Source organism: Mycolicibacterium sp. HS_4_1 (assembly GCF_054515875.1).
Map to the genome: position 1 here is coordinate 6,031,609 of NZ_CM137261.1, position 12,283 is coordinate 6,043,891.

Genomic DNA, 12,283 nt, shown 5'->3' on the forward strand with positions numbered 1-12,283 from the left:
ATCTATCGGTAGAGAACGCCGATGCCGACTTTCGTCAACGCGTTCAATAAGTTTGCGGTCGGCCCACCATTGGCGGCCGACGCGGGCAGCGCCGGATTGGCAAGCTTAAACACCCACGTGACACTCTTGACCTGCCCGGTGGTCAGTAGTTCGGCGTCTTTGGCGACCTGCGCCCGGATTCTGCTGCCAAACGCCGTACGCCCCACCTTCGTTTCGAAAGCAACCAAGGTTCGGGTGTTGAGTACGTCGATGTAACGGGCGCCCAGGCTGGTGCTTCGGTACGCTTCGGTTTGGATATTGTTGGCTGCTCCGCCGAGTTGTTGAGCGAATCCGTCGCGGAATGCGTTGCCTGCGGCCTGGTTCGCGGCGAGCCGCGCCGCGGCACTGGAGGCTTGGGTGGTCGCCGCGGTGTTGGCGAGGGAGAGCACATTCTCGGTGGTGACGCTGGCGGCCGCTTCGCCGCCCCCGCGGGACAGCAGCGCACTAATGCCCCTGGCCGCACCCCATCCGCCAGGAACGATCGTCATCACCACTGAGAGCAGCGGCTCGGGAGTCGCTTGGACCTGTCCGGGGTCAAGGTAATTAACGCTGGTCAGCGCACCGTCTTTGAAGGTGTACTGGAACATGTTCGACGGGTCGAACAGTGTCCCCGTCCCGTCCTGCAGGCCGCCTTGCAGCCCGCCGACGGAATCCGCAGAGTGCGACAACGCACCAATATCGCCGTAGAGCTGGGCAAGCGGTCCGCGAAGCTGCCCGGCTTGTGCTGTTGCCGAATCGAACCCGCTGGTGCCAGGCCCCTGCATGTATGCCTGGGCAGCCGAATTATCGAAGGCGTGCTGCAGCGATTGGGCCTGCTGCTGCCTATCGACGATGGCCTGATCCAGCAGCTGCTGGATTTCGTTCTGGTCCGGTGGAAGTCCCGCTCCTGACGCATCGGCAGGCAGGTCGCCGGATTGCTTTTCTATCGTCTGCGCCTGTGACGGCGCATCACTGGCCGTTCCACCGATGTCGGGTGCTCCGCCCGCGCCGAGACTGGAGACGGTGTTGACCGCTCCCGCGCCTTGTGAGGTGAGCTGCGCGCCCTGCCCGACACCGTCGGTGACCTGGGATACCTGATCGTTGAGTTGGGTCAGCTTGTCCATCTGAGGCTTGAGCTGCGGGTTGGCATCCCCGACCGCTTGGGCGACCTCATCGGCTTCGTTCTGCCCGGTTCTCACGATTTGGGCTCCGGAGTTGACCGCATCGGCGGTGCCTTGAACACCTTGCGACACACCCTGGATCAGGCTCTGCACATCTTGCGGGTTGACCGCCCCTGACTGTGCCGAGGAAGCCAGCGAAGCACCGGCCTGCCCCGCCTGCCCGAATCCTTGGGCGGCCTGACCCGACGATTCGCCGATCTGCTGCCCGGACTGCACATACGTTTGCACATCACCCGGAATGCCCTGCGCTGCTTGCGATGCGTCCTGCCCCAGCGCCTCCGTGTCGGGGCCCTTTTCCTGCCCATCCTGCTTACGGCGCCGCGTCGAAGATGCACCCAACAGCAATGCCGTCAGGTCGCTGTCCCCGGACTGATCGTCGCGGTTCTTTTGGTCGTCCTTGTCGTTCTTCTTGTCCTTCGACGGGAACTTCGGCGACTGCTGTTGCTTCTGGTTCTGTGTGTTCTGTTGAAGCTGCTTGGTCAGGTCATCGATCCGCTGACGATCCTGACCAGAGCGCTGCTGTTGATCGTGGAGTTGGCGGGTCAGGTCATCGACACGTTGCTGCTGATCCGAGGACTGGTTTGGCTGCTGAGGGCCCTGATTCTGTTGCCCGGCCTGGCCTTGCGGTTGCTGGGCGGGTTGTGGTGGGCCCTGCTGGGCCGGGGCTTGCTGAGGAAGCGGCGGCGCCTGCTGCGGGCTGGCTGCGCCCTGTTGCGGTGCAGGTGCCTGAGGCTGTCGCGGGGCGTCGTAATTAGGCGGCTGGACACCGTTGGCCGGCGGGCCGGGCTGTCCCTGCGCGGGGTATGGCGAGTAGCCGCCCTGCGACGGGCCGGTCTGACCGGTGGACGGGTTGTAGATCGATATGCCGTTTCCCTGATCGGGGCCGGGGTATCCCGAATTCGCGCCACCCTGGTATTGCCCTGGGGGACTGGTCATTTGGGGTGGCTGGAACTGAGAGGGGTCGGGTCCGAACGAGCCTGACCCGGCGCTGCCGCCGCAGTCCGGTGGGCAATCCGCATGAGCGCGCGGCATCGCCCCGGGCCCGGTGTACGAGTCGGGGACGGCCAGACCGAACGCGGTGGCCGAGAACCACAGCAGCGCCACCACTGCCGCGCTCGCGTGGATCTGGCCCACCGGAGTCGCGGTGCCGCCGGGGGTATGCGGGCGGTGCGCCCATGTCCACCACCCGGACAGGGCGCCCCACCACCAGGTGTTGGCCAACAACCCGGCGGTCAGGACCACAACGATCGCGGTGAGCGCGGCCCATAGGTCATCGCCTAGCAGCCAGCCCGATACCCGCGGCACGATGTACGCGGACAACACCACAGTGGCGGTGGCGCCACCCAGCAGCATCACACCCAGACCCGGGCGCGAGGACCACCACGACACCCACCGATCGCTGCGGTGGCGGGCGGCCGACGCCGGCGCCAGCAGTCCCGCAAGGTTTTTCGCGCCGCCGAACAGCATGGCTCCGGCTACGGCGATCAGCGCGACCTGCACCAGCGCCAAGATCAACGACCAGTTCTGGGTGGTGCCGGTAGTCAAGGCCCAGCAGAAGGCGGCATGTCCGCGCAGCACCCACCAGATGCCCGCCGCACCGGCCACAATCGCGGCGATCGCGCGCACCATTGCCGGTACGCCGGACACCGCCATCGCTGCCACCGTCGTCACCGGGGCCAATGCCTTCTGCAGCAGGCTGATGCCCTTGCCGAGGGCGGTGAATGCTACTAGCAGCAGCACTACCGCACCCGGCGACAGGGCGACGCCTCTCCCCAGTGGCGAAAGCAGATGCATGCCCCATACGCCGCCGACGAGAAGGGCTGCGCCGGTGGCCCCGGCGCCAAATCCGGTCAGCGGCGCTGGGGCCGCGGGAACCGCCGGCAGTGGCTCGGTGCGCGATTCGCCATTGCCGCGGCCAGGACTGGTGATAGCGCGGCTCATGCTCTGGCCCTTCGTCCCGGCAGGGAATTTGCGGACGCTGCAGCGCTGGAGGCTGTTTTGGTCATTCGGGTCCGCCGGCCATGTTGGCTTTGACCCAGGCGACTTCGTCGGATGCGGTATGGATGCAGGCGTTGTACTCATCTCCAGTGGATCCGAAGACGGCGACGCATTGAGCAGACATGTTGGCCAACAAGCGGTCGTTGCAGGAGTCCACACTCGTGCTTGCGGGAGTTCCTGCTAGACAAAGCTGTTGGGTTTGGCAGGAGGCAAGGAAGTCGGCGGACCGGCCGTCGGCGGCGGCGTATTGGTTGGGTCCGCCCTGGCAGTTCCCGGAGTGCCGCTGGGCATACAGTGCCGGGTCGACACCATCGGGGCGATGGGCCCCGGTGGGGTCGATGACGTAGTTCGCCGGCTTCGCGATCACTTCAATCGGCGTGTGAGTCCCCGGTGGCAGACCCGCCCAGTCCGGAGACAATGCGCCGGTGGTCGGGATGTCGGAGGCCCGGTACGACAGCGCGATGGTCACCGGGAACGCGAACATGTTGGCCGGACCCAGATCGATGGTCAGGTTGGATTGCCCGGGCGGGAACCCCGGCCCCAACGTCGGGGTGACCGATAACGCCACGTGGTTGGCGTCAAGGGCGGTGGGGATGCTGAATGTACCGATCACCCGAGCCGGATTACCCGGTGCCGCATCGGTTTCCACCAATACGGTGTTGACACCTTGACGTAGATGCGTCGCGCCGGGGAGTTTCACCCCGATCGGGTAGGTGCTGCCCGAGAACACGGTCTTGCGCGTGATGGTGATGTCTGTGCCGCCGCCGGCAGACGGAACAACCTGGTAGTCAACGTCATTGGAACCGTAGATCGCACCACCATCGGCGGTCCAGGCGGCTGGGCCCAGGCCAAGCTCGCCGGGTAGGTGGATCGCCAGCTGCCGATTCGGGTGGGCGGTCGGTACGAAGATGCCGTCTTTGGCCCACATCGGCACGGTCACCGCACTGCGCTCACCTTGCGCAGCCAGCGGCCGTTCCATGCCCGCGGTTTCCCCCTGCGGGGTGGTAGAGGAAACCCGCGCGCCACCAATCGGATTCACCCGTCCCGGATCGGCGGGCATGGGCCGCGGCACCGGCACCGGCATCGGGGGTGGCGGCGCCGGTGCCGCGGGGTCTGCGCCGGCGGTGTCGGCGACATTGACGACTCCACCGCTGCTCATCATCAGGAAGGCCGCGGCGACAACTGTCATCCGTCGGCGAGTGGCACGCGACGACTGTCCCGAACGCTGGTGCCCCGAACGCAATGTGTGTGCCACGATCACAAGTCCTTCGGCTCGCCGTAGAGGGTCTGGGTGTCGTTGCCGTTGTCGGTGCGCACCCGGATGGTGGTGTACGACTGGATTTTCACCTGGCCACCGCAGCCATCAGCTTCGATGTTCTGATCGCGCAGATTCGACACCGCATGCATGCTGCGCAGGCTGATGCGATCCATCGGAACCTGCGCCAGCCCACCAGGTTTCAACAGCACCCGAATATGGCCACCCAAATGCTCCTGCACGCCGAGGGTGGCACCAGCTGAGGCACCGGCGAAGCCACCGCCACCGCCGCCGCCACCGCCGGCACCACCCTGGCCCTGACCGAAACCGCCGCCGTACACCTGGCCGTTGATCTGCTGATACGGATCAATGCCCGCATCGACACCGACCTCCACACCTGGTGATGAGTCGGTACGACACCCCACGAAATAGCCCGACTCCAGCTGCGCGTCCTGGATCGGCGAGCCTCCCGTACCCGTGATCCGTGCCTCTGAGCGCAACGTGACCCTGGCCTGCCAGGAGTTAGACGCGCCCGCCAGATTGTCGATGTGATCGATGACCTCATTGGTGGTGTTCACATCCACTACCCACCCGTCATCGGTGACGAATTGGGTCCAGCGATCGGGCATCGGCTGCGGATCAGCCACTGCGCTCGGCGCCGCAAACGTACATGACGCTGCAAAGACAGCGAACATCGTTGCGCCGCCAAATAGCGACCGAGCAGTCCCCCGACTGACATTCATGAAGTGATCCTCCCCCGCGAAATCCGACCAAGCCCCCCAGCTGCCTTCATATTTCGCCTACGCCGCGAACGTTCCCACACTTATCGACGCGGGTCAACACGAGCAGTCTTACACTCCTCCAGCTAACACAGCGACTTCAGCAGGCTCGATCACGCGCGCCGAACCGTCGGCCGCCGCTTGCCGACCGCTCGTCCCCTCTGCGCCGCGAAATGCGTTAGTAGTCAGGTCTGCCGGCAATTGAACGAGCCGACCGGCAACCCCTCGTTGTACCGGTCGGCTCAAGCCATCTGGCGTTCCATCGATGCTGGCCAGCCAAAACACCCCGCAGCCAATCAGCACCGCAACGGCCACCACAGCCGCAGCAGTTCGCCGCCAATGACCGCGAATCCCCCACAGCCGGGAAGCCGACAACACGATCACAACCGTGAATCCCCCTTGCACACACCGCTTCTCCGCCAGCCGGCGGAGCACGCCGATCTGTTATGCAAGATGTAGTCGGCGAACCGATGCCCAACCGAACGTCACTCGACGGTGATTTGGAGCACACCGAAATCGGTTGACGCGTCGCAGCCTTCGACTGGCCTCAGCTCATATAGAAGGGCCGTGGGCCGGCATCAGCAGATTGCATCTGCACCGCAAGCTCGGCCTTGCCATCATAGAGTCCCGTAAGTCCCTGCATCGCAATCATATTCAGGGCCCGGCATGGTCCGAACGGAACATCGCACAGTATCGGCAGATTCCACTGCGTCCACCCAACAATTGGATCGCTCGTTCGGCGTTGTCTATCCGCCCAAGCGGGGTGCTACCGCGACACCGAGGTAACGGTCGCGCTGGCCGGTCACGGATACCGGCTGCCTACGCCGACTCATCTCATTGACCGAGCCGGCCGTGGTACTGATCCACTGGGCCACTCAGCCACAACCCACTGTGCCGTCGGGCGACACGTGGGTCATGGGTTGATCGTGTTCTCCCCGTCTTGACGACCCCAGACGTATTCGGACGCGAACGGCGAACCGAGACCGAAGTGGTTGTACGGCGCGATCGACGCGCCAGTGTCCATCACCATGTACGGCATAGGCCAGACGTCCTTGGTGACCGTCCAGCAACCCGGGCGGCCCATCGGACCGCCGGAGGCGTTGATCCGCGGGAGGTTGTCCGGGTAGACGTACTGGTTGGCCGCGCCGACCAGTTCCATGTTCATCGCCAGCGAGTAACCATTGCCGCCCAGGCCCTTGGCCGCGGCCGGCGCACCGGCGGCGAACCCGCGGAACAAACAGTCGAGCTCAGGACTGTACTTATCCAGCAGTGCCGAGGTCGGCAGCAGATCCTGCGCACCGCGGACCAGGTACGGGCCGCCGCGCTCGAGGATGCCACCGCCAGTGTTGCCGAACCCGACCGCCGACATCAGCGCCTGATCGATGTTGCCGCGCTGATCATTCAGGGTGCGCTCGGTGGTCACGGCATTCTTGAGCCCGTCCCACAGATCCGGCGACGCCTTCGCGTAGACCTCAGTCAGGTCGGCCAGCGCCTTGGTGTCGTGCCAGAAGGTCGGCATCCGCTGATTCAGGTCGGCCAGGATGACGTTGCCGTTGACCAACGACTGACCGAACTTGTCCCCCAGACCGTCGAGCGCCTGCGCGGCCGCCGTCAGCGTCTGGTTCAGCTTGATGGGGTCGACCTGCTCGGAGATCGCCGTGATGGTCTCGAACAACGTGTTGAACTCGGTGGTGACGCCGCTGGCGTTGATCACGTCACCACTTTTGAGGCGCCGGGCCGACGGGTTCGCCGGCGAGGTGAACGAGATGTACTTGTTGCCAAAGGCCGTGGTGGCCAACAGCTTCACGTCCACATTGCCGGGCAACAGACCCAGATACTGCGGATCAACGCTGAGGACGAGTTTGGCTTGTGTGCGACCATCATCGCCGGCCTGGGCCTCAGCGGTCTTCAACCGGCCGATCGGCACCCCGTTATAGGTGACCTTGGAACCTGCATCCATCGACAACCCGGACCGGTTGTACATGACATACAGCTGAGCCTTGGTGTCGAAATAGCCTCGGAACTGGAACCACGTCAGCACCAGCACCAGCACCACGAACAGCACCAACCCCACCGCTGCCGCCCGGTACGGCGGACTCCGGTCGGGATTCAACGGGGCGTGGACCTGCCCCTCGGCGATCGGCGGTGGTGGCAACCCATCGACGTCTTCCGTCGAATTGGGATTCGCCATCGCACCTCCTTGCTGATTCGCTGGCGCCACGCGCCCTGTCATTAAACGCTGTATCGGGGGCTTGCCGAAACTTGTTCGCCTGCATGGTGTTCGGGCTCACATGGCCCCGGCCGGCGTGTCAGCCGTCACGTCGACCAAGTCTGGCGAAGATCTATTGCGCGCTGATGACCTCGAGATTCCATGAGCAGCGACGCGCCGCGCTCGGTTGTGACACACCAGGGGCGTTCATTGAATCTGCGGTTCATTGCTGCCTGGCCGCTAGGTGTAACTCTTGGACAGGTTGTGAACGGCGTGGTGAGCGGAAATAGGTGAGGACCTCCGGTATCGCTGTGGTTACCACACACACATCGATCACCGAGAGGTCCTCGTGTCTCACCGTAATGCCTTCCTGACTCCGCGTGGCCGTTTGGCTCTGGCTCAGTGTGTTGTTGATGACCGATGGCCGCTGGCTCGTGCTGCCGAGCGATTCCAGTGTTCGAGGGCCACGGCCAAGAAATGGGCCGATCGCTACCGCGCTGGAGGTAAGCAGGCGATGGCCGATCGCTCCAGCCGCCCGCACCGTAGCCCGCGGCGCCTGGCGCAGCGTCGCGAGCGCCGGATCATCAAGGTGCGCTTCACCCGTCGCTGGGGCCCGCACCGCATCGCGGCGCACCTACGGCTGCCCCGCTCGACTGTGGAGGCGGTCCTGCGCCGCTACCGGATGCCGCTGCTGCGTGATCTGGACCAGAACACCGGGTTGGTCGTGCGCCGACCCAAACCTCACCGCTACGAGCATCCCGCGCCCGGAGACCTGGTCCACGTCGACATCAAAAAGCTCGGTCGCATCCCCGACGGCGGTGGGCATCGCAAACTCGGGCGCCAAGCCGGACGGCGCAACCGCAGCGGGGCCGGCTACGCCTACCTGCACCATGCCGTTGATGACCACTCGCGGTTGGCGTACTCGGAGATCCTCGGCGATGAGCGCAAACAGACCGCCGCCGATTTCTGGGTCCGGGCCAACGCCTACTTCAATGGTTACGGCATCACTGTTAAGCGGGTGCTGACCGATAACGGATCATGCTATCGGTCAAAGGTTTTCGCTACCGCGCTCGGCGATGGCATCAGCCACAAGAAGACCCGGCCGTACCGTCCCCAAACCAACGGCAAGGTCGAACGATTCAACCGGACCCTGGCCACCGAATGGGCGTACGCACGCACCTACCTATCAGAGGACGAACGCGCCGTGACCTATCCCCACTGGCTGCATCACTACAATCACCATCGACCCCACAGCGGCATCAAAGGCAAGACACCCATCGACCGCCTACGCGTTCACAACCTGCCTGTGAAGAACAGCTAGGGCATCTGTGCCCTTCGCCAGTCATGGGTTGATGGTGTTCTCGCCGTCTTGACGACCCCAGACGTATTCGGATGCAAATGGCGAACCCAGGCCGAAGTGGTTGTACGGCGCGATGGAGGCACCTGAATCGATCACGGTGTACGGAACGGGCCAGATGTCGTTGGTAACCGTCCAGCAACCGGGCCGCCCGTTCGGGCCACCCGAGGCATTGATCCTGGGGAGGTTGTCCGGATACACGTAGGCATTGGCGGCACCGACCAATTCGGTGTGTATCGCCAGCGAGTAACCGTTACCACCGAGGCCGCGGGCAGCCTTCGGGTCAGCGGTGGCGTATTCCCTTATCGTGCAGTCCAGTTCGGGGCTGTACTTATCCAGCAGTGCCGAGGTCGGCAGCAGGTCCCGGGCGCCCCGGATCAGGTACGGGCCGCCGCGCTCGAGGATGTCGCCACCGGTGTTACCGAACCCGACCGCGGCCATCAACGCCCGGTCCAAGGTGTCGCGCTGATCGTTCAGGGTGCGCTCGGTGGTGACGGCATTCTTGAGGCCGTCCCACAGGTCCGGCGACGCCTTCGCGTACACCTGGGCCAGGTCGGCGAAGGCGTTGATGTCATGCCGCAGCGTGGGCATCCGCGCGTTGACGTCACCCAGGATCTCGTTGCCGTCGACCAAAGACTGCCCGAACTTGTCACCCAGCCCGTCGAGAGCCTGAGCCGCCGCCGTCAGCGTCTGGTTGAGTTTGATGGGGTCGACCTGGGCGGAGATCGCGGTGATGGTCTCGAACAGGGTGTTGAACTCAGTGGTGACGCCGCTGGCGTTGATCACGTCCCCACTTTTGAGGCGCTGTGGCGACGGGTTCGCCGGCGAGGTGAATGAGATGTACTTGTTGCCGAAGGCCGTGGTGGCCAACAGCTTGACGTCCACATTGCTGGGCAGCAGGTCCAGGTACTGCGGATCAACACTGAGAACAAGTTTGGCCTGTGGCTGACCGTCATTCCCGATGTGGGCCTCAGCGGCCTTCAACCGACCGATCGGCACCCCGTTGTAGGTGGCCTTGGAACCTGCATCCATCGACAACCCGGACCGGTTGTACACCACATACAGCGTGGCTTTGGTGTCGAAATAGCCTCGGAACTGGGCCCACGTCAGTGCCAGCACCAGCACAAAGACCAGCACCATCCCCACCGCTGCCGCGCGGTACGGCGGGCTTCGGTCGGGGTTCAACGGGGCGTGGACCTGCCCCGGGGCGATCGGCGGCGGTGGCAATCCGTCGAGGCCTTCCTCCTCCGAGTCGGAACCGGCCATCGCACCCCCTTGCTGGCTCGCACGCGCCAAGCGGCCCTGTCATTAAACGCCGTTATCGGGGCTGAGAGACACTTCTTCGCCTAGGCGGTGTTTGGGCTCACGTTGGCCCCACTAACGTGTCGCGCGTCGCGCACATTGTGCCGGCGGAATCTCGTGCGCGCTGATGGCCTCGATATGCCTGAACATCGACGAGCCGCGCGGGTGCGACAGCAGGCGGTCGGTGACAACACCCCAACTGATACTCATGCGGCAGCTGGCCCGTCGGTCCGCCGTCTGCCTCCCGCACGGCTACCGGCAGGCATCGACCGCCACGCCACTAGAGTTCCGGACCACACGAATCGCTCCCAAAGCAGGGGTGTGATCAGCTGGGGCGAGCGGCTTGAATATCATCGGCGGTCACGGAATGCCCGGCGCCGCAACGCACCTCGACACCAATAGGCGCCCCGCAATCCTTGTGCGACAGCCGCACCCGGCCGCCGTCGGCACGCACCCACCTGTCACCCCAGCGCATCAAGGCGAGTAGCGCCGGCAGCAAGTCCTCGCCCTTGTCAGTGAGATGGTAATCCTCTCTGCGGCGTTGACCGGGTTCGTGGTACGCGCGCTTCTCCAGGAGGCCCTCGTCCACGAGTTCCCGCAGCCGCGTGGCGGTGATCTTCTCGCTGAGCTGCGCCCGACGCGAGAACTCCTCGAACCGATGCGCCCCGTAGAACGCCTCCCGCAGTAACAACAAGCTGGCCCGGCGAACCGCGCCAGCACAGTTAGCTGAGCGATTCAGCGGTGATCGTGACGACGAACGGGCACAACGACAAGAACGCGGCACCAAAGGTTCCGGATGACGCACTCCCATCGAATGCGAACTCACCCGGGGCGGCACAACGGATAGCGACGTCGCCTGAATCGCGGAGACCGCACCAACAGGACTGGCGAGCCCCCGTTATTGAGTCCACCTGATCTGTACCCGTGTTGTTGGTCCACGGTTGTGAGAGTCGAGGGCAGAGTGATCATCGGGAGGTCACATGCCCCGTCAGTATTCGTCGTCGGTGCGTCGGCAAATCGTTGCCCGGCTTCGGTCGGGTGAACCGGTAGCCGTGTTGGCTGCCGAAACCGGTATCTGCCAGGCGACGCTGTTCCGTTGGAAACATCAAGCGCTCATCGATGCCGGCGTCATCGAGGGCACCCCGAGCGTGGAGGCCGACGAACTGGCAGCCGCCCACAAGCGCATCGCCCAACTCGAGGCCGAGTTGGCGTTGACACGCGACGCGTGCGCCTTATTCGACGAACAGGCGGTGGTGCCCCCAAAACGCCGACGCGCGATCGCTGAGGGACTGATCGCGCGAGGACACTCAGCCCGATCTGCCTGCCGGATAACCGGATTGGCCCGTTCCCTGTTGCAGTATCACCGGCGCAGGCCCGTCCCGGACCGTGAGGTGCGGCGGTTAATTGTGGCTGACACAATCACCGAGATCTATCAGCGATCCCGCGGTACCTACGGGCGCAAGCGGGTGCGCGCTGCGCTGTTGGCCGACTACGACATGAACGTCAACCACAAACTTGTCAACTCGATCATGTCCGAGCAAGGTCTCTACGGGTTGCCGCGCCCCGGGCGGCGAAAACCTAACCTGATCGGCGTCGACACCCCAGTTGACCTGGTCAATCGACGGTTCACTGCTAGCAGGCCCAACGAACTTTGGTGCACGGATATCACCGAACACCCCGCGCGTGATGGGAAGGTGTACTGCTGCGCGATCTTGGACTGCTTCTCCCGGATGATCGTGGCCCGCACCTTCTCAACTACCGCGGACACCGCATTGGTCAACAATGCGGTCAACATGGCCGTCGAAAGCCGAAACCGAAGTGGTTCAACGATTCTGCACACCGATCACGGCACGCAGTTCACGTCCTGGAGCTTCGGGGAGAACATGCGCCGATGGGGCCTGCTCGGCTCATTCGGCACGGTGGGCGACTGCTTCGATAACGCCGCCATGGAGTCGTTCTGGGCCCGGATGCAGGTCGAGCTACTCAACACCCGCAAGTGGGCCACCACCATCGAATTGGCCGCCGCCATGGCCGATTACATCGACAACTTCTACAACGTCGAACGCCGCCACAGCTACCTCGGTAACATCAGCCCCACGGAGTTCGAAACGCTCTGGACATCCACCTATTCGATCCCTCAACTCGCATGACCGCGGCTCGAAACAGCGGGGACAGATCAGTTGG

The 12,283-nt window shown here is 64.3% G+C and carries 8 protein-coding genes; 2 read left to right on the top strand and 6 right to left on the bottom strand.

Annotated features, from left to right (window positions below):
* Positions 1-2: 2 nt before the first annotated feature.
* From ACX12F_RS28980 to ACX12F_RS28995, 4 genes are all read right to left on the bottom strand, one after another.
* A complete protein-coding gene (locus ACX12F_RS28980) occupies positions 3-3,140 on the bottom strand; it encodes a hypothetical protein (RefSeq protein ID WP_459367657.1) in 3,138 nt (1,045 codons plus the stop codon).
* Positions 3,141-3,201: 61 nt separating this feature from the next.
* Positions 3,202-4,386 (bottom strand): hypothetical protein, encoded by a 1,185-nt coding sequence (locus ACX12F_RS28985; protein ID WP_459370581.1) that lies wholly within the window; start codon positions 4,384-4,386, stop codon positions 3,202-3,204.
* A 68-nt stretch (positions 4,387-4,454) separates the two neighbouring features.
* Complete coding sequence (locus ACX12F_RS28990; RefSeq protein WP_459367658.1) at positions 4,455-5,147, bottom strand: MspA family porin; 693 nt, start codon at positions 5,145-5,147, stop codon at positions 4,455-4,457.
* Positions 5,148-6,144: 997 nt separating this feature from the next.
* Positions 6,145-7,422 (bottom strand): MCE family protein, encoded by a 1,278-nt coding sequence (locus tag ACX12F_RS28995; protein ID WP_459367659.1) that lies wholly within the window; start codon positions 7,420-7,422, stop codon positions 6,145-6,147.
* A 367-nt stretch (positions 7,423-7,789) separates the two neighbouring features.
* Here ACX12F_RS28995 and ACX12F_RS29000 point away from each other — a divergent pair, with 367 nt between their 5' ends.
* Positions 7,790-8,761, top strand: coding sequence for an IS481 family transposase (locus tag ACX12F_RS29000; RefSeq protein ID WP_459367660.1), 972 nt, complete (start codon positions 7,790-7,792; stop codon positions 8,759-8,761).
* A 21-nt stretch (positions 8,762-8,782) separates the two neighbouring features.
* On the opposite strand, the gene ACX12F_RS29005 is transcribed toward ACX12F_RS29000, so the two are convergent.
* Both ACX12F_RS29005 and ACX12F_RS29010 read right to left on the bottom strand, forming a co-directional pair.
* Positions 8,783-9,937: an MCE family protein gene (locus ACX12F_RS29005; RefSeq protein ID WP_459370551.1), complete on the bottom strand. Its 1,155-nt coding sequence runs from the start codon at positions 9,935-9,937 to the stop codon at positions 8,783-8,785.
* A gap of 487 nt (positions 9,938-10,424) precedes the next feature.
* Positions 10,425-10,793: a winged helix-turn-helix transcriptional regulator gene (locus ACX12F_RS29010; RefSeq protein WP_459367661.1), complete on the bottom strand. Its 369-nt coding sequence runs from the start codon at positions 10,791-10,793 to the stop codon at positions 10,425-10,427.
* A gap of 286 nt (positions 10,794-11,079) precedes the next feature.
* On the opposite strand from ACX12F_RS29010, the gene ACX12F_RS29015 reads away from it, so the two are divergent.
* A complete protein-coding gene (locus tag ACX12F_RS29015) occupies positions 11,080-12,249 on the top strand; it encodes an IS3 family transposase (RefSeq protein ID WP_459367662.1) in 1,170 nt (389 codons plus the stop codon).
* The last annotated feature ends 34 nt before the right edge of the window (positions 12,250-12,283 follow it).

Coding starts and splice junctions, on each gene's coding strand:
- ACX12F_RS28980 (WP_459367657.1), bottom strand. CDS start 3,140: ATGAGCCGCGCTATCACCAGTCCTGGCCGCGGCAATGGCGAATCGCGC.
- ACX12F_RS28985 (WP_459370581.1), bottom strand. CDS start 4,386: ATGACAGTTGTCGCCGCGGCCTTCCTGATGATGAGCAGCGGTGGAGTC.
- ACX12F_RS28990 (WP_459367658.1), bottom strand. CDS start 5,147: ATGTTCGCTGTCTTTGCAGCGTCATGTACGTTTGCGGCGCCGAGCGCA.
- ACX12F_RS28995 (WP_459367659.1), bottom strand. CDS start 7,422: ATGGCGAATCCCAATTCGACGGAAGACGTCGATGGGTTGCCACCACCG.
- ACX12F_RS29005 (WP_459370551.1), bottom strand. CDS start 9,937: ATGGTGCTGGTCTTTGTGCTGGTGCTGGCACTGACGTGGGCCCAGTTC.
- ACX12F_RS29015 (WP_459367662.1), top strand. CDS start 11,080: ATGCCCCGTCAGTATTCGTCGTCGGTGCGTCGGCAAATCGTTGCCCGG.